This window comes from Psychrobacter sp. GW64-MNA-CIBAN-0177 (assembly GCF_040309585.1).
In the GTDB taxonomy this organism is placed as follows: Bacteria; Pseudomonadota; Gammaproteobacteria; order Pseudomonadales; family Moraxellaceae; genus Psychrobacter; species Psychrobacter okhotskensis.
This window is the reverse complement of sequence record NZ_JBEOOY010000649.1, coordinates 1-232: the sequence shown is the minus strand read 5'-3', so window position 1 is coordinate 232 and position 232 is coordinate 1. Positions and strand designations below refer to the sequence as shown.

Sequence of the window (232 nt, the reverse complement as noted above, 5' to 3'; positions counted from 1 at the left end):
GCCGCTCGCCGCGACGATGGCCGGCTTCTCGATGATCGCGGTCGAATGCGACGAGACGCGCATCGACTTCCGCCTGAAGACCCGCTACGTCGACAAGAAGGCGACGACGCTCGACGAAGCGCTCGCCATGATCGACGAAGCGAAGCGCACCGGCAAGCCGGTGTCGATCGGCCTGCTCGGCAACGCGGCCGACGTGTTCCCGGAACTCGTCAAGCGCGGCATCACGCCGGAC

Annotated in this window: 1 pseudogene; it reads left to right on the top strand. The window is 67.2% G+C overall.

The features are described 5' to 3' along the window. A pseudogene (locus AAEY79_RS16555) lies at positions 1 to 232 on the top strand (urocanate hydratase); the annotation flags it as partial.